This window comes from Lentilactobacillus rapi DSM 19907 = JCM 15042 (genome assembly GCF_001436255.1).
Taxonomy (GTDB): domain Bacteria; phylum Bacillota; class Bacilli; order Lactobacillales; family Lactobacillaceae; genus Lentilactobacillus; species Lentilactobacillus rapi.
On record NZ_AZEI01000022.1, the window covers coordinates 47,603 to 63,500 of the forward strand.

Below are 15,898 nucleotides of genomic sequence, written 5' to 3' on the forward strand. Positions count from 1 at the left end.
GGTTTGGAATTTTTGTTCGAGGTGCTTACATGGAGATCTCTGCTTTGAGTAGCTGTCCTAAAAATATGCTGAGCGTAATTACAACTTTGCTCGTATGAATTAGGGAACGGAACCTAATAATTCTAGTTTAGCACATTGTGAAACATCGTTATCTATGTTTTACAAATGCTGGATTACCAACAAAAGATTCAGTTGTGATATAATACAAAGTAGAAAAAGGGAAATCCTAGTCGTATAGGGCTTCCCTTATAGAGCCGTTTAAGACGGTGGCATTTAGGGTTAAATAACCGCTAGCTCTGCCAAGCTAAGGCGGTTATTTTTTTCGCCGATTTTTAGTCAACTCACCAACTAATGCCAATAAGGCTACGATAAAAGTACCGAAAGCCAGCATTAATTGTAGGGCATCCGAAACGGACACTCAGGCTACTCCTTTCATAGGATCTGAGCTTATCGTTGTAACACCATAAGCACCACCTCCAATTGGAAATAGCCACCACCTTAACTTCCCTACAAAATAAAAGTATACAGGAATTTTAACGGATTACCCAGAAAAAGGTCGATTGAAATTTGACCACCTAAAAGGACCTAACTGGTCATCTTAATCCCAACAATACTAATAAGTAACATCACGACAAACACCCAGGTGATGGCTGAAATTTTGTCACCAAATAAGACGATTCCGGCGATCACGGTTCCAACTGCGCCAATGCCGGTCCAAACGGGATAGGCGATGGCTAACGGCAATGTTTTGGTGGCGTGGGCGAGTAAAAAGAAGCTAATTAGCATGCCGACAAAGGTGACAATGGTTGGCGTGAGGTTAGTGAACCCGTGACTAAACTTCATGGCGATTGCCCAAACAACTTCGAAAATACCAGCGATGATTAAAAATATCCAATTCATAGAATCTCCTCCAAAAATAAGTGAGCGGAGCAAAGCGGTTAGCAACCGGAACGTAAGTCTCCATAAGCGAAAATTTTGGCTTCAAAATTTTCGCTTATGGTGCTTACGTGCAGGTTGCTGCTTGGCGTAGCCGTCCTAAACGACAAGCAAAGCTGCCCTAAAAAAATAGCACTCCCCACAATTCCTTCTAAGACCTAACGGAATTGCAAAAAGTACTGACAATTACTGCCCGGTGGCAGTCGTTATTAATTTAAAATCATGATAGCACATTTTTAGGTCAAAGGGAATTAATCTCTTTTTGGCGCTTTATTGACTTTGCTTCAATTTACGGTTAATCGACTCAGCTTGTTTTCGAGCACCAATCAGACATATCAAGTAAATCAAAACATAAACGATGAGGAAAATGATTGTAAAGAAAGCCAATTCAACAAAATTGAGTGGGAACCAACCGGCCAAGATGGCTAAGGGCAGGAAACCAAAGTAGGTAATCAGTAAGTGGACAACAGTCATTTTGACGATACTCCAATCAGTTTCGGTAAAGACAAGTGACCCCAGCGTAAATACAACTCCCATAAGCGCCCATAAGATTGCTGAAACGATGGTCGCATTAAGTGAGCCGTTAAACTTATCGACAAACGCTGGTGCTGAGGGGGAATAAGAAGTTGCCCCGTTTAAAGAAGCGAAAACAACTGAGAGGATAAAGCCGATAAATACCCCTGACACAATCCCGATTACAGCTTGGATGCACATTCGTTTGATCATGATAATCGCTCCTTTACTTTCTTTAGATAACGCCTGGAAGAACTGGTTTGGGTGCCATTTTTGAAATGAATGATAATGATACCGGTCGAAGACACTTCAAATTCCTTAACGTATTCCAAATTAATGATTTCCGTATTTGAAATTCTGATGAAATTTTTGGGAAGAGAAGCTGCCAGCTCGTATAATCGTTTGTTAACTTGTAGTTCAGTGCTTCCAAGCGTTTTGACGTAGACATTTTTCTGGCTGGTGTAAAAGGACAAACACCGTGATAGCGGGATCAGGTGATTGCGATTAAAATCTTTACCAACGATGGTTTCTTGACCAGCTCCTTCAGCAAGGGCGATCATCTGATTAACCAGCTTATTTTGCTGCCTGATTCCCAATATAACAATATCAGGATCTAGGTTATCGATTATTTTAACGTGAACCTTCAAGATCCTCACCTCCTGAATTTATCATAGGCTAACGATTAGATTAATGATACTGTTTTAAGATAACTGGTTGATATGTAGGATAAGTGGTAAAAAAGGACTTGGGACGTTAATCGGCAAATCGTTTGTGAATGCAACTTAGTTTTCGATTTCTGCATTGACTAAACTTGCGATAAACGGCTAATCGTCGCCATTTAAGCTAAAAAGGCAATGCATCCAAACGAGAATGCATTGCCTTTTTAGCTTAAATTCTGGGATCAAATTGCCTTTCATCCCATTTTCTTGAAATTCCAAATATAATTGAGAGAATATCACTAACTAAAATCGTTAGTGCATCGCATTCATGGCGATAAGAAACGAAAGCGCATCGAATATATTATGGACGATGTATGACACCCAGATTGACTTGCTGCGAACAAAGATGGAATTGAGGAAGAATCGAGCAACCCCAATGACAAGTAGCATCTGAACGAGATTCCAATTGTAGGTCTCAAAGTGAATCAAACCAAACAGAATCATCGATGCCAGCATGGCAATTCCAAGGCCCGAACGGCGACTAAAGTGGTAGTACTGAATGAGCAAGGCAGCTACCACCAAAAAGATGGTCAGACTCACCACTTCTTCACTCATTAAATCGAATAGATCCGAAATAACTTCATGAAAAAGCATTAATCCTTTGTTGGCAGCTGAGCCGACTTGAGCTGCTTCACCATTTTCGTTAGTGGAAAAACCAGCTGAATTTAAACTATAAATTGCAAAAAGCGAGTAGGCAACTTGAACAATCAGCATGACCACTGCAAACCACCAGTCGGACCAGCGTGGTCGTCTAAACAATTTCTTGAGTTCGCCGTTACTGAAATACCAAGCAATTGCGATAAAAATAAAGGTCGGCAAAATATCATCCATCAACGCCATCACCCAGTATGGATGGAAAGTAAAGGACGCGGCAAACCCGATCCAAGCAATAGTGCCACCCAACATTAAGATGAGCAACGTCCAGAGACGCCACTGCTCAAGTTGAACGTCGAGTAACGGAAATTCCCGCTGATCCTTTTTTCGTTCAAATAAAAAGTGCTTCATGTTATCAACCCCTTATCCCCTAATTAAGTATTATTAACAGGTAATATTTTAACGCAAAGAATGGAATGGGGCGACGATTTACACCTGATGGTGGCGCACTTTACAAATAAAACCGTTCAGCGGCAATCAACTCCAAATTCATTGGTGCCGATTACGATTCCGCAGGTTATTTCTTTAATACCCGAACCCTAAACACGGCGTCAATTTTACTGAGTCGTTGAATCAATTTATTATCTTCTTCGTTTTTCAAGTTATCCAAATCAATGATGGTATAAGCAACGCCGTCTTTGGCCGCGTTACTCATGCTTTCGATGTTGATACCGGCATCAGCCAAGGCTGTCGCAATTTGGCCGACCATGTTGGGAATGTTTTTATGGATCAGGGTAATGCGATAGGGGGCATTAAACGGAACTTGGAGATTTGGTAAGTTGACCGAATTTAAAATATTCCCGGTTTCAAGATACGTCATGATCGTGTTGGCTCCCTGAGTTGCCCCATTTGCCTCGGCTTCAATCGTTGAACCACCAATATGTGGGGTTACCACGACGTCGTCACGATTGAGCAAGATATTTTCACCAAAATCGGTGTAATAAGTTCTGATCTTGCGGGCGTCCAATGCGTCGACCGCAGCTGCATTGTCAACAATGCCACCTCTGGAATAGTTAAAAAGTTTAACGCCGTCTTTCATGATCTCCATTTGCTCGCTACCAATTAGGCCGGTGGTTTCTTCATTCTTTGGAACGTGAACGGTGACGTAATCGGCGTGGGCCAACGCTTCACCCAGCGTTCTCGCCCGGGTGATGTTGGTTGAAATGTGCCATGCCGCATCAGCCGATAAGTAAGGGTCATAGCCAATGACTTTCATTCCAAGGGCGCTGGCCGCATTCGCAACCAATGAGCCAACGTGGCCGACACCAATGACGGCAAGGGTTCGACCGGTTAATTCAGTCCCCTTAAATTTAGTTTTGTCTTTCTCAGTTCTTAATGAAATGTCAGCGCCACTGTTATGAGCAGCATAATCTGCGGCGGCAAATAAATTTCGTGATGAGGCAATCAACAAGGCGATAATCAGCTCCTTAACCGCATTGGCATTACTCCCAGGAGTATTGAAAACGGCCGTTCCATTATTGGTCGCCTTGTCTAAAGGTATGTTATTATAGCCGGCTCCTGCCCGGGCAATTACCTTAAGGCTCTTTGGAAATTCCTGATCATGTAAATTGACGGAACGGATTAAATAGGCATCCGCGTCATCTGTTTTATTAATTTGATAATCGTCGGTAAATTGATCCAAACCTGCTTGCGCAATTGCGTTATATGTTTTTACTTGATACATGTCTGTTCCTCCTAATGATTCTTTTCAAAGTTGTTTAAGAAATCAACGAGGGCTTGAACGCCTTCAGTTGGCATTGCATTGTATAGGCTGGCCCGCAAGCCACCCACACTTCGATGACCTTTCAGGTTCATTAAGCCGGCATCCGATGCGGCTTGGATGACTTGCTTATCAAGATCGGCGTCATCAGTTGTAAATGGCACGTTTGTTAATGAACGATCAGATTGCTTGATATAGTTGGTGAATAGTTTGGATTCGTCCAAGAAATCATAAAGCAGGCTCGATTTCTCGCGGTTGATCTTTTCAATTTCTGCAAGGCCGCCTTGTTGCTTGAGCCATTTAAGAACGAGGCCAGTCGCATAAATTGCAAAAACCGGTGGCGTATTAAACATCGAATTTTTCTTAACAAATAACGAATAGTTGAGGATACTTGGGATGTGTTCGACTGGTTTAACCAGATCATCTCGAACAATGACGATGGTCACGCCGGCAGGGCCGAGGTTCTTTTGCACACCGCCAAAGATTAAGCCAAAGTCGTTCACGTTGTATTCTTCCGCCATGAAATTGGATGACAGGTCACCAACCAAAGTGACGTCGCCATGTTCAGGCAAAGTATGGTAAGCAGTTCCTTCAATCGTGTTGTTAGTCGTGACGTGAAGATAGTCATACTCAGCTGCGGAAAGTGGTTTATTTGAGTGAGGGAGTTGTCGGTAGTGATCGGCTTTGGTTGTGGCCAGGACGTTAACAGCCACACCCAAATTGGCTGCTTCGTCACCTGCACGAGTTGCCCAGTGACCACTGTCTAGTAAGGCAATTCGTTTGTGATTAGTGGCGAGATTGAGTGGCACTGCGGCAAATTGGCCGGTGCCGCCACCTTGGAAAAATAATACATGATAGTTGTCGGGGACATGCATCAAATCACGAATATCTTGTTTAGCCGTATTGATGATGTCGTCAAACATGGCAGAACGATGAGAAATTTCCAAAATGCTCATACCAGTTCCCTGAAGTGATGGCAACTCTGCTTGAATTTGCTTAATCACCGGATCCGGTAGCGTTGCTGGTCCTGCCGCGAAATTATAAACCGTCATAGCTCAAAACTCCCTTTATCGTAAATTAAAAGCTCCCACAGATTGACCCTGTGAGAGCTCGTTAGCATAGCAGTTTTAACGGCCTCACAGTGTGATGTAACATCATCCGTGTAAGGCCTTTTGTCGAAAATATCGCACTAAAAGATGGCCTACCCGCATGACACCGTAGACCAGGAGGATGATTTAATTGTAAAAGTCATTAATTTCACGTTCATGTGAATACCTCCATTTCTTATAATTAAAATCTAACAGAACCCACAGACAAATGCAACAGTATTTTGAATAATTTTACAGGACAGGGGTTTACTTGAACATAACCATCATGGTAAGTTTTAAGCAGCCAATTGAATGATGAGATCTACCTAAACATACTTAAGAAACATTTTGGAGGAAACCAACATGACTGACTTTTACTTCATTCGCCACGGCCAGACTGCGGCAAATGCCATTGGCCTAAAGCAGGGAATCATTAATACGGAAGTGACATACCTTTCGGAAACTGGAAAGAAACAAGCGGAAAGTTTGCATCAGGGTTTCGATATCTCGTTTGCGGATCAAATCATCGCAAGCCCATTACAACGGACTAAAGATACCGCAAACATTTTAAATCAGAGTGCGAACTTACCGATAACCTATGACAAACGGCTACTGGAAATTTCCTATGGCGATTGGGATGGTCAGAAGAACGCTGAGTTGGAAGAGAAGTATCCAGAAGTATTTGATCACGTTTTAAATGACGTGCTGCCAACTTACGTCACGGTGGCGGGTGGCAATACCGAATCGTTTGAAGACGTTATCGCCAGAGCCCAGGACTTTATGGGCAGCGTGAGTCAGAAATTCCCTGATGGTCAGATCATTGTCGTCACCCATGGCTTCACAATCAAGGCTGCGGTGCTGGCTGCGATGGGTTCCCCAAAAGAAATGATGGTTATCGAAGAACCCGATAATACAAGTGTGACCAAGATTACGTATGCCCCTGAAAACCACTCATATTATCTGCGCTACTATAACCGAGTTGTTCATTCAGGCTTTTAGGCTTTTGGTTGACAAAATGTGGTGATTCCGTTATATTTGGTGCAGATATCAAACGAGGAGGGAATCACCCATGCAATTTGTAGCCGTACAATCAACTTGTTGTCAGATGTGTCCAGCTCAAGTTAACGCTGAGGGTGGTCTCTTTAAACAATCCATTTGTTAGAGTAAGTGTGATTTGATTCGCTTATCAATGGATTCTGGAGTGTCACAGTTTCGGTGTTAACTGGAGCTGTGGCACTTTTTTGTTTGGAATAAATAACACGTTCAATTTTGACGTATTTAATCTATAGATACACCAAATCAGGGAGATCCATCATTATTTTGGAGGAGAAAACATGAGAAAGTTAAGAATGTTATTGCTGGTCGCAGTCATTGGAATAATCACAGTTGGTTTAGCGGCTTGTGGGCAGTCCAGTAAGCAAAAAACAAATTCCAGCAAGAGCCAAACTTTGAACCTCAGTACGACCACGCCACTAGATACAATTGATATTTCTAAATCAACTGGTTATGGCCAGACAGGGAATGCGTTTGAAAGCTTTTATCGCCTTGGCAAGAATGGGAAGCCAACCGCTGGCCTCGCTCAAAGCACCAAGAAGTCTAAAGATGGCAAAACGTGGACATTTAAATTACGCAATGCCAAATGGAGCAATGGTGATCAAATCACTGCGCAAGATTTCGTTTATTCATGGCGGCGAACTTTGAATCCCAAGACTAAATCAACTTACGCTTATTTATTTAGTGGGATTAAGAATGCCGACAAGGTAAACGCTGGTAAGCTTTCACCAAATGCCGTTGGGATTAAGGCGACTAATAGCAAGACCGTTGTCGTTCAACTCGAAAAACCAATTGCCTACTTCAAGGTTCTCATGTCCTATCCACTCTTTGGCCCTCAGAACCAAAAAGTTGTTGATAAATATGGAAAGAAGTATGGTACTCGTTCACAATATATGGTTTATTCAGGACCATTTACAATTAAGAACTGGAACGGAACTGGCAACAAGTGGCAATTTGTGAAGAACAATCAATATTGGGATAAGGGCGTTGTTAAGCTTAAGAAGATCAACTATACGGTGGTTGCCAGCCCAACAACTGGTTTGGAACTCTACCAACAGGGCAAGCTTGACTTGACGCCGCTATCCAATCAGCAAATCAAGAATTACAAGAACAACTCAGAGTTCAAGCAGTACCCTTACTCACTGGTGAGCTTCTTGGAATATAACTTTAAAGATGCTAATAGCACGAAACGCAAGGTGATGAGTAACCGAAACATTCGGACAGCGATTTCACTTTCCATTAATCGCAAGCAGTTGACCAAGAAAGTGTTAGGGGATGGATCAGCAACTCCAACCGGCTTTGTCGCCTCTCAACTTGCCAGCGACCCAAGAACGGGGACTGATTTTGCCAAGCAGCAGGCGGTTGCTAATACAGTTGACCATAACGAAAAGCTGGCTAAGCAATATTGGGAGAAGGGGCTGAAACAAGTTGGAGTCAAAAAAGTCAATTTGTCGATTTTGGCCTCAAGCGATGATCAAACCAGTAGTCCAGTGACCCAGTACTTGAAGGCACAGTTTGAGAAGGTTCTGCCAGGGATGACGTTAAACATTCGCAACGTGCCTGGCCAAGTTGCAACCCAGGACGCCTTGAAAGGTGAGTTTGACATTTATCTTTCTGGCTGGGGTGCCGACTTCAATGATCCAATTTCATTCTTGCAAATTCCTGAGTCCGGGACGGCTTATAATTATGGTAAATATCGTAATGAAACTTATGATAAGCTGATCAATCGAGCCCAGAACCGTGATGCCAATAACGCCGGCCAACGTTGGGATGATTTGGTTCAGGCTGCCAAAGTATTTAACAAGGATCAAGGAATGACACCACTTTATCAACAAGTCACTTCCTACTTGCAGAAGCCTTCACTGAAAGGTGTGATTCACAATACTGCCGGTACTCAGTGGAGTTATAAGTACGCTTATATGAAGTAAATAGCATGTTAGAAGAGACTGGGATTAGGCGATTTGATCCCAGAATTTAACGAAAATGACCAATTATTCCTGATTTTGGAATAGTTGGTCATTTTTGTTAAATGGCAGGGATCAGCCGTTTGGCGCAGCTTTTATCTAGGTGACTATGGGGATCTATGTGAATGATCATCGATTGAAAATTAATATATGTACCAGCCTCTTTTTATTGTAATTGAAGGTAATTTTAATTTTCTAATTTTTCTGCCATTTTTGTTGTTTCCGTGCTAAACTAAAGGGAATCAAACATCATATGAGGTGATTAAATGACAAGAAAAATTGCTGTTATTGGGATGGGAAATGTTGGCTCAACGGCCGCACATTACATAGTTGCTTGTGGATTTGCGGATGATTTAGTGTTGATCGATACCCGGGAGAAAAAGGTTGAAGCAGACGCTACGGATTTTGAAGACGCGATGTCAAATTTGCCTTTCCATACAAACATTACGGTTAATGATTATTCGGCGTTGAAGGACGCGGATGTGATCATTTCGGCATTAGGAAACATTAAACTGCAAGACAATAAGAATGATGACCGCTTTGCTGAATTACCATTTACCAGTAAGGCCGTCAAATCGGTTGCCCAAAAGATTAAGGATTCAGGATTTAACGGGATTATTGTTGATATCTCCAACCCTGTGGATGTGATTACGTCCATGTATCAACAGATTACCGGTCTACCAAAGAAACACGTCATTGGGACTGGAACGTTGCTTGATTCATCCAGAATGAAGCGGGCGGTGGCTAAAGAATTAAACATCGATCCACGTTCGGTTTCAGGCTATAACTTAGGTGAACACGGGAACTCACAATTTACTGCTTGGTCAACGGTTCGCGTTTTGGGTCATCCAATCACGGAAATTGCCAAACAACGAGGCTTGGATTTAAACAAGTTGGATAAGGCTGCCCGTGAAGGCGGTTTCAATGTGTTCCATGGCAAAAAGTACACCAATTATGGCGTAGCAACCGCTGCGGTTCGTTTGGCAAATACGGTTATTAGTGATTCAAGAACGCAATTAGCCGTATCAAACTACCGAGAAGAGTTGGACACTTACTTATCATACCCAGCAATTGTGGGCCGGGACGGCATCCTTGAAAAAGTGCAACTGGACTTAACAGATGAAGAAAAAGAAAAATTACAGACCTCTGCTAACTTTATTAAGACGAAGTTTAAGGAGTCGATGAATAGCTAGTGTGCGGAGAGAAGCGCTTAGGTGCGGTTATATAAGGGTCTTACCCGAAAATCCTGGTTTTGGGATTTTTGGGTAGGACCCTTATATTTTGAGCGCCTGCTTCTCGGAGCACCATTAGTCAATGTAACAAGTCCAAATCACACCCTCAACGATCCGAAACCACTAGATTCTTACTCATTCGCCAAACTTTCTGAGCAGCACGATCCAGATTGATTTGCTTAACAATGTGATCCAGAGTTGTCGCATCGTGCTGATCCTCGTCTTCTTCAGCGGTGTGTACCTCAAAACTATGGTAAATAACGGTGTGACCACTAATTTCAAACCAATTAGGTGTCAACTGTTTTTCCTTGTTAGTAATGTTCTTGTCTGGCCACACTAAATAACGGGTGGTGCCGTTTGTCTTTGAAAGTTCAACTTGCCATCCTGACCTCAAGTCGGAAACTTCCTGCCACCGCTGGATATGCACGTGGTTGATCGCATAATAGATAATGCTAGCATATTGAAGTTTGCGGTTAGTTTTAAGACTAGCTGTCGATAACGGCTGATATTTAGTGGTTTTAGTTTGGCGTGGATGGCCAATTTGGCCGGCAGACTTATCAACTTGTCCTTGAGTAATGAGCACTAAGCCAATCAATCCAAGTCCAAGGAGAAATAAGCTGATGATGAGCCTAGATCGTTTGCGCAATCTCAATTCCCCCCTGCCAAAATAATGATTATTGCTGTTATTGGTATCATTTAAGCGCAAATGATACCAATAAGGAAACGATGAACCTGTAAAACAACCTTAACGAACAAGCACATATAGCCAGTAAACCGCAAAACCAATACACAAGCCAATGGACCCCAACACTAAAATTCTGACCGAGCAAACAAACGTCTTGGTCTTTACCTGTTCTGCCGTAAACAGTCGCATTTGCTTAAAGATAAGTGGGATTGCCAAGATGATTGAGATCAAAGCAACTGGGTAGACTCCTAAAAAAATTGCCAAGAAGATCAATAGAATTGCCAAAACATTGGTAGCGTTAAAGAGAAAGACCGCCCGGGGGACGCCAATATAATGAACGATTGTTTTACGATCATTCAGTCGATCCTCTTCATCGTCACAGATATTATTTGCCAGCATGATGTTGGCGATCCAAATAAATAATGGTGCCGCAGCGAGCAAAATTTCCCATAACAATTCAGCATTCCAAGTGAAAATTTGATAGGAATTAATGTAAACTGAAATAAGAACAATCATGACCCCCATCGTAAACCCAGAGGCAATTTCCCCAAATGGCGTGCTGGAAATTGGTCGTGGCCCCGATGAATACAGGATCCCGATCGCAAAGCAGAAAATTCCCATCCACAGCAATGGCAGGCCGACCTTATACGTGAGATACAGGCCGATCCCAGCTGATGGAATGATAAAGGCAGCGAGGATAAAGACCACCAAAGCGGGGGAGATATGTTCGCGGCCAATGATGTTTGTTTTTGATTTGTACTCGTCTTTGTCCGAGTGGTAGTAGTCGTTAAAGTTGTCCAGCACGTTAACAGTTGCATCAAATAGAATCATTGCAATGAAGAAAAGTGTGGCGTACAGGCCATTGACGGAACCCAGAAAATACCAGCTGAAAAAGAGGCCGGTGATAAACGGGAAGAGACTGGCACTCAAAATTTTAAATTCAATTAATTCGGTAAACGTCGCTAAATTCATTAAAATCCCCACAATCTGCTAAAATAATTTCAGAACCTACATTAGATTATACCAAAGGAGCTCCACCATGACGCTGACAAATCGCACCCCAGAACCTAAAGTTGAATCGTTATTTAATGAATTGGCCCCAAATTATGATTCGATGAACTCATTAATTAGTCTCGGATTACACTGCAATTGGCGCCGGTTTGCCATGAAACGCCTGAGTATCCAGCCAGGCGCTTTTGTGATTGACGTCTGTTGTGGGACGGGTGATTGGACAGTAGCGCTTGCCCAAGCAGTGGGTCCAGCTGGCCGGGTTGTCGGCTTAGATTTCAGTGATGAGATGCTCAAAATCGCCGCTAAGAAAATCAAGGCTGCTAAAGTTGCCGACCGGGTGACCCTGGTTCGCGGGGATGCCATGCACTTGCCATACGAAGCTAATGCGTTTGACATCGCCACAATTGGTTTTGGCTTACGAAATGTTCCCGATGCCAATCAAGTGTTGGCCGAGATGGCCCGAGTCGTTCATCCAAATGGTCAGGTTGCGTCGCTTGAAACCTCTCAGCCGACATCGCCGGTTATTAAATTTGGCTGGCAGATTTACTTTAAATTAGTACCAATTATGGCAAAATTTGCGGTTAATAAATACCGGGAATATGCCTATCTGCAACGAACAACCAAGGAATTTGTGTCAGCCAAACAGTTGGCCCAAATGTTTCGCCAAGCCGGGATGACTGACGTTTCATACCGAATGTTGACCTTTGGCGCGGCGGCATTTCACCTTGGCCGGGTGGAAAAATCAAAATAGCGCTTGCCAACCCTGATTAAAACGGCTATCATGTAATTAACTTATTCTAAGGAGTTTTTAATGATGACCAATAATAAAGAAACTCAATTGAATAGTTGCCGATATTACTTTTGGTTTTTCCAGATCTGATCTGTGATAAGCCAAGAGATTTTCATGATGGAAATTAAAGGCCGCGCAGATCAGCAATTGACTGTGCGGGATTAAACCAATGGTGGGTCCTTTTCAGTCAATCAACTGACTGCGAAGGACCCTATTTTTGTAGGACCGCTGCGCTAGGCAAAAACTTCCACATAAGCACCTCGGCCAAAAATTTCAAGCCCGGGAATTTCTGTCCAAGGAGACTTATGCTCCAGTTTCTAAGCGCCTGGCTCCGCTCACTTTTGTAGGACAGCTGCGTAAAGCAGAAGTCTGCGTGTAAGCACCACTGAGAAAAATTCCAGAACCGGGAATTTCCCTCGGCGGAGACTTACACTCCGACTTCTAACCGCTTTACTTCGCTCACTTTTATTTAGGAGGAATACACTATGAGTAAATTATCAGACAAGATGAACAAACGGGTGGCTGCGTTAACGCCCGCCGCAATTTTAACCTTCAACCAGAAGATTTCAACGATTCCAGATATTGTGAAGCTAACTTTGGGTGAACCTGACTTCAATACCCCGGAGCACGTGAAACAAGCTGCCGTTAAGGCGATAGATGACAACGAAAGCCACTACACCAATTCAAGGGGAACCGAGGGCTTGCGAAAAGCGGCAGCGGGCTTTTTGAACAAAAAATACGGTCTCAATTATGATCCGGCAACTCAAGTCTTAATGACTGCTGGGGCCACTGGCGCCATTTATTCGTCGTTAACCGCAATGCTCAATCCTGGCGATACGGTCATTATTCCGACCCCAATTTTCCCACTCTACATTCCGATCGTTCTCTTAGCCGGTGCTAAACCAGTCTTTGTGGATACTTCGGATAATGGTTTTGTGTTGTCGCCAGAAAAGTTGCAGGCGGCCATTGATGCCAACAAAGACACCGTCAAGGCAGTTATTTTAAACTTCCCTAATAATCCAACCGGGGTTACATATCATAAAGATGATTTGCAAAAGCTTGCGGATGTGATTTCTAAGTACGACATGATTTGTTTGAGCGATGAAATCTATAGTGAATTGACATACGATGGTACTCATGTATCGATGGGCACCATTTTGCCGGAACAAACATTAGTAATGAATGGCGTTTCCAAGTCCCACGCGATGACTGGCTGGAGAATTGGGATGATTTGCGGCCCTGAAGATATTATCAGCGAAGTGGCGAAAGTCAGTGAGTTTACGATTACATCTTTGGCAACCAACACGCAGGCAGCTGCTGAAGAGGCCTTCAAGAATGGCTTTAACGACGCCCAACCGATGAAAGAGACCTACTTAAAGCGCCGGGACCTCTTGGTTGACGGTCTTGAACAAGCTGGGTTTACTTGTCCGAAACCAACTGGTGCCTTCTACGTGTTTGCCAAGATTCCTGAAGGCCTTGATCAACACAGCGTCGACTTTTGTTATGATTTGGCCAAGGAAGCGAAAGTGGCGTTAATTCCTGGCAAGTTCTTCGGCGCCGGTGGTGAAGGCTACGTTCGAATTAGTTATGCCGCAAGTACCGAAGCATTGCAGACGGCAGTGAGCCGAATTCAGAAGTACGTCGCTGACAAGCAAGCAGCAGTCAAGTAAATTAAAGGAGTTTCAAAAGATAATGAAAATTTTAATGTACACCTCACGTCCCGATGAAAAGGCCCCGATTGATGAATGGGCCAAGCAAAATGGCGTTCAAGTTGATACCAACACGGTTCCTTTAAGTGAAGAAACTGTTGATCTGGCTAAGGGTTATGATGGTATTTCGGTTTTACAACATGGTTCAGTTGGCGGCCCCGAAGTCTACCGGAAGTTACACGAATTTGGTATCAAGCAAATGGCCTTGCGCAGTACCGGCTATGAAATTGTTGACCTCAAAGAAGCTGCCAAGAATGATTTGGTTGTCACCAATGTGCCCGCTTACTCCCCCCGTTCAGTGAGTGAGTTAGTTTTAGCCCACGTTATGTGGTTATTGCGCCATCTGGGTGAGGTTAAAGAACGGGAAGATCAGGGCGACTTTAGCTGGAAGGGCATCGAAGCCAAAGAGATTCATACTTTAACTGTTGGAATTATTGGCGCCGGCAAAATTGGCAGCGCGGTTGCCCGAATCTTCAACGCGCTAGGAGCCACAGTGATTGCAGCTGATCCAATTCACCGGCCTGAATTGAATGATACTCTCACCTATGTTGACCACGAAACGGTCTACAAGACGGCGGACGTCATTACAATGCACACCCCGTTGACTGACGAAACCCATCACATTATTAACGCTGACGTGTTCAAAGAAATGAAGCCGACTGCGATCTTCATCAATGCTTCGAGAGGACCGGTAGTTGACACACCAGCTTTGGTTGCCGCCTTAGAGAATCATGAGATTGCTGCGGCTGCGATTGATACGATTGAAGGGGAAAATGGCATTGTGGGCCAAGATCTATCCGGCAAGCCGATTAACAATGAGAATCTGAAAAAATTGCTGGCAATGCCAAACGTGAACGTCAGCCCCCACATCGGTTTTTACACAGAAGTGGCTGTTCAAAACATGGTTCAGTTTGCCTTAGATGACGTGATGGCAGTGTTAAACGGCAAGCAAAGCCCTCACCAAGTCAGTGACTAACGACAGGAGTCCGGAAAATGCGTAGAAAAGATCGTGAAGTAACTGATATTAACGAAATTAAGGCCATTTTGCATGATTCTCATGTTATTCATAGTGGCTTTCGCACGGATGACTATCCTTATGTCGTGCCGACAAATTTTGGCTATGAATTTGATGACGCCAATCAGCTTACCCTGTATATTCATGGTGCCCCGGTTGGTCACAAACGTGATTTGATCAAGCAAGACGGGCGAATGGGATTTGAAATTGATGATGGCGGCCAGTTGATGACGCCAGAAGATCCCAAGGAAAATACGCCCAGCTTTGCCTATCGGAGCGTGATGGGTTATGGGGATGCGGAACTGGTTGACGATCCGGCTGTAAAGCGCCATGCCTTGCAAGCCTTACTGTCACACGAAACGGGGCAATCCTTGGATGAGTTTGCCATTTCTGAGAAGACGATTGGTTATGTTGGTGTGATTAAGGTTACCGTGAAGGCTTATACGGCGAAGGAACATGTGGCCGGGGAACCGGGATTTAAATAAAAACAACTGTTTGAATATCAATTCGAATGCAAGTATGATCTGGTAAGAATCGAATCGTCGGGTCATGCTTTTTATTGTCGTAATGACTATGAAATCGATTACTAAGATTAACCTGTTATTTACCAACTTATGTTAAAATAAAATTGTTTAAAATAGTTGCCATGGTGTCTGGAAGCATCGTGGTTCAGAGAAAAGTAAGAGGGGGAGTTGTCATGGATAACAATATTTATAAAAGGGGAAGGCTGCATTCAATTATCAAACTGTTGTTTGCGACCGTTGCAACGATGCTGTTTGCCCTATCGTTTAATATGACGGGGGGGGGGG

General features: G+C 43.5%; 16 protein-coding genes. 7 read left to right on the forward strand and 9 right to left on the reverse strand.

Annotated features, from left to right (window positions below):
* Window positions 1-313: 313 nt before the first annotated feature.
* The 7 genes from FD12_RS14140 to serC form a co-directional block, all read right to left on the reverse strand.
* Window positions 314-418 carry a putative holin-like toxin gene (locus FD12_RS14140; RefSeq protein ID WP_056981735.1) on the reverse strand — a complete coding sequence of 35 codons (105 nt, stop codon included), beginning with the start codon at window positions 416-418 and terminating at the stop codon, window positions 314-316.
* Window positions 419-585: 167 nt separating this feature from the next.
* On the reverse strand, window positions 586-900 hold the full coding sequence (locus FD12_RS03705; RefSeq protein ID WP_056981737.1) for a DMT family transporter: 315 nt from the start codon (window positions 898-900) through the stop codon (window positions 586-588).
* A gap of 306 nt (window positions 901-1,206) precedes the next feature.
* Window positions 1,207-1,662: a DUF3021 domain-containing protein gene (locus tag FD12_RS03710; RefSeq protein ID WP_225427369.1), complete on the reverse strand. Its 456-nt coding sequence runs from the start codon at window positions 1,660-1,662 to the stop codon at window positions 1,207-1,209.
* Window positions 1,659-2,096 carry a LytTR family DNA-binding domain-containing protein gene (locus tag FD12_RS03715; protein ID WP_054748932.1) on the reverse strand — a complete coding sequence of 146 codons (438 nt, stop codon included), beginning with the start codon at window positions 2,094-2,096 and terminating at the stop codon, window positions 1,659-1,661. The genes FD12_RS03710 and FD12_RS03715 overlap by 4 nt, the downstream gene beginning before the upstream one ends.
* 324 nt (window positions 2,097-2,420) lie before the next feature.
* Window positions 2,421-3,173 carry a CPBP family intramembrane glutamic endopeptidase gene (locus tag FD12_RS03720; protein WP_056981739.1) on the reverse strand — a complete coding sequence of 251 codons (753 nt, stop codon included), beginning with the start codon at window positions 3,171-3,173 and terminating at the stop codon, window positions 2,421-2,423.
* A gap of 166 nt (window positions 3,174-3,339) precedes the next feature.
* The gene (locus FD12_RS03725) at window positions 3,340-4,506 is read right to left on the reverse strand and encodes a phosphoglycerate dehydrogenase (RefSeq protein WP_054748935.1); all 1,167 of its coding nucleotides are present in this window, start codon (window positions 4,504-4,506) and stop codon (window positions 3,340-3,342) included.
* Between the two features lie 11 nt (window positions 4,507-4,517).
* A complete protein-coding gene (gene serC / locus FD12_RS03730) occupies window positions 4,518-5,594 on the reverse strand; it encodes a 3-phosphoserine/phosphohydroxythreonine transaminase (RefSeq protein ID WP_056981741.1) in 1,077 nt (358 codons plus the stop codon).
* Between the two features lie 399 nt (window positions 5,595-5,993).
* Between serC and FD12_RS03735 the strand changes: the two genes are divergently transcribed.
* From FD12_RS03735 to FD12_RS03745, 3 genes are all read left to right on the forward strand, one after another.
* Entirely contained in the window at window positions 5,994-6,629 is a 636-nt protein-coding gene (locus tag FD12_RS03735) for a histidine phosphatase family protein (protein WP_054748936.1), read from the forward strand.
* A gap of 335 nt (window positions 6,630-6,964) precedes the next feature.
* Window positions 6,965-8,611: a peptide ABC transporter substrate-binding protein gene (locus tag FD12_RS03740; protein ID WP_056981743.1), complete on the forward strand. Its 1,647-nt coding sequence runs from the start codon at window positions 6,965-6,967 to the stop codon at window positions 8,609-8,611.
* Between the two features lie 302 nt (window positions 8,612-8,913).
* A complete protein-coding gene (locus FD12_RS03745) occupies window positions 8,914-9,840 on the forward strand; it encodes an L-lactate dehydrogenase (protein ID WP_054748937.1) in 927 nt (308 codons plus the stop codon).
* A 145-nt stretch (window positions 9,841-9,985) separates the two neighbouring features.
* Here FD12_RS03745 and FD12_RS03750 read toward each other — a convergent pair whose 3' ends face one another.
* On the reverse strand, window positions 9,986-10,525 hold the full coding sequence (locus tag FD12_RS03750) for a hypothetical protein (RefSeq protein WP_054748938.1): 540 nt from the start codon (window positions 10,523-10,525) through the stop codon (window positions 9,986-9,988).
* Between the two features lie 99 nt (window positions 10,526-10,624).
* The gene (locus FD12_RS03755; protein WP_056981745.1) at window positions 10,625-11,536 is read right to left on the reverse strand and encodes a prenyltransferase; all 912 of its coding nucleotides are present in this window, start codon (window positions 11,534-11,536) and stop codon (window positions 10,625-10,627) included.
* Between the two features lie 67 nt (window positions 11,537-11,603).
* Between FD12_RS03755 and FD12_RS03760 the strand changes: the two genes are divergently transcribed.
* The 4 genes from FD12_RS03760 to FD12_RS03775 all read left to right on the forward strand — a co-directional run bounded on the left by FD12_RS03760 (window position 11,604) and on the right by FD12_RS03775 (window position 15,574).
* The gene (locus FD12_RS03760) at window positions 11,604-12,326 is read left to right on the forward strand and encodes a demethylmenaquinone methyltransferase (protein WP_056981747.1); all 723 of its coding nucleotides are present in this window, start codon (window positions 11,604-11,606) and stop codon (window positions 12,324-12,326) included.
* Window positions 12,327-12,850: 524 nt separating this feature from the next.
* Complete coding sequence (locus FD12_RS03765) at window positions 12,851-14,035, forward strand: aminotransferase class I/II-fold pyridoxal phosphate-dependent enzyme (protein ID WP_056981749.1); 1,185 nt, start codon at window positions 12,851-12,853, stop codon at window positions 14,033-14,035.
* A 19-nt stretch (window positions 14,036-14,054) separates the two neighbouring features.
* On the forward strand, window positions 14,055-15,050 hold the full coding sequence (locus tag FD12_RS03770) for a D-2-hydroxyacid dehydrogenase (protein ID WP_186825985.1): 996 nt from the start codon (window positions 14,055-14,057) through the stop codon (window positions 15,048-15,050).
* Between the two features lie 17 nt (window positions 15,051-15,067).
* Window positions 15,068-15,574 (forward strand): pyridoxamine 5'-phosphate oxidase family protein, encoded by a 507-nt coding sequence (locus FD12_RS03775; protein ID WP_056981752.1) that lies wholly within the window; start codon window positions 15,068-15,070, stop codon window positions 15,572-15,574.
* Window positions 15,575-15,898 lie beyond the last annotated feature (324 nt).

What these genes read in the sequence shown, in the direction of transcription:
- FD12_RS03705 (WP_056981737.1), bottom strand. Translation starts at nt 900, where the DNA reads ATGAATTGGATATTTTTAATCATCGCTGGTATTTTCGAAGTTGTTTGG.
- FD12_RS03710 (WP_225427369.1), bottom strand. Translation starts at nt 1,662, where the DNA reads ATGATCAAACGAATGTGCATCCAAGCTGTAATCGGGATTGTGTCAGGG.
- FD12_RS03720 (WP_056981739.1), bottom strand. Translation starts at nt 3,173, where the DNA reads ATGAAGCACTTTTTATTTGAACGAAAAAAGGATCAGCGGGAATTTCCG.
- FD12_RS03725 (WP_054748935.1), bottom strand. Translation starts at nt 4,506, where the DNA reads ATGTATCAAGTAAAAACATATAACGCAATTGCGCAAGCAGGTTTGGAT.
- serC (WP_056981741.1), bottom strand. Translation starts at nt 5,594, where the DNA reads ATGACGGTTTATAATTTCGCGGCAGGACCAGCAACGCTACCGGATCCG.
- FD12_RS03735 (WP_054748936.1), top strand. Translation starts at nt 5,994, where the DNA reads ATGACTGACTTTTACTTCATTCGCCACGGCCAGACTGCGGCAAATGCC.
- FD12_RS03740 (WP_056981743.1), top strand. Translation starts at nt 6,965, where the DNA reads ATGAGAAAGTTAAGAATGTTATTGCTGGTCGCAGTCATTGGAATAATC.
- FD12_RS03745 (WP_054748937.1), top strand. Translation starts at nt 8,914, where the DNA reads ATGACAAGAAAAATTGCTGTTATTGGGATGGGAAATGTTGGCTCAACG.
- FD12_RS03755 (WP_056981745.1), bottom strand. Translation starts at nt 11,536, where the DNA reads ATGAATTTAGCGACGTTTACCGAATTAATTGAATTTAAAATTTTGAGT.
- FD12_RS03760 (WP_056981747.1), top strand. Translation starts at nt 11,604, where the DNA reads ATGACGCTGACAAATCGCACCCCAGAACCTAAAGTTGAATCGTTATTT.
- FD12_RS03765 (WP_056981749.1), top strand. Translation starts at nt 12,851, where the DNA reads ATGAGTAAATTATCAGACAAGATGAACAAACGGGTGGCTGCGTTAACG.
- FD12_RS03775 (WP_056981752.1), top strand. Translation starts at nt 15,068, where the DNA reads ATGCGTAGAAAAGATCGTGAAGTAACTGATATTAACGAAATTAAGGCC.